The sequence below is a fragment of the Gemmiger formicilis genome (genome assembly GCF_016901605.1).
Taxonomy (GTDB): Bacteria; Bacillota; Clostridia; order Oscillospirales; family Ruminococcaceae; genus Gemmiger; species Gemmiger formicilis_B.
On the sequence record NZ_JACJKP010001098.1, the window covers coordinates 1 to 203 of the forward strand.

Consider the following 203-nt stretch of genomic DNA (forward strand, 5'->3'; position numbering starts at 1 on the left):
CAGGCGACGCAGCGGTTCTATTTCACCGCTGGTACCGTCCTTCAAAAACTGTACAATAACTACCTTACGCCTATGCCCTAAAGCGCGCAGCGCCAGGCCCATGGCGGCGGTTGTTTTTCCTTTGCCATCGCCCCAGTAAAGATGTAGCATACAAGACTCCTTATTCGATAAGCGGTCAAACAAAAAAGCGTCACTTTTCAGTG

General features: G+C 50.2%; 1 protein-coding gene. It reads right to left on the reverse strand.

What is annotated here, in order from left to right:
• On the reverse strand, positions 1-150 hold a 150-nt coding region (locus tag H6B10_RS17895), incomplete at its 3' end, for a cob(I)yrinic acid a,c-diamide adenosyltransferase (RefSeq protein ID WP_204652606.1).
• Positions 151-203: the final 53 nt, after the last annotated feature.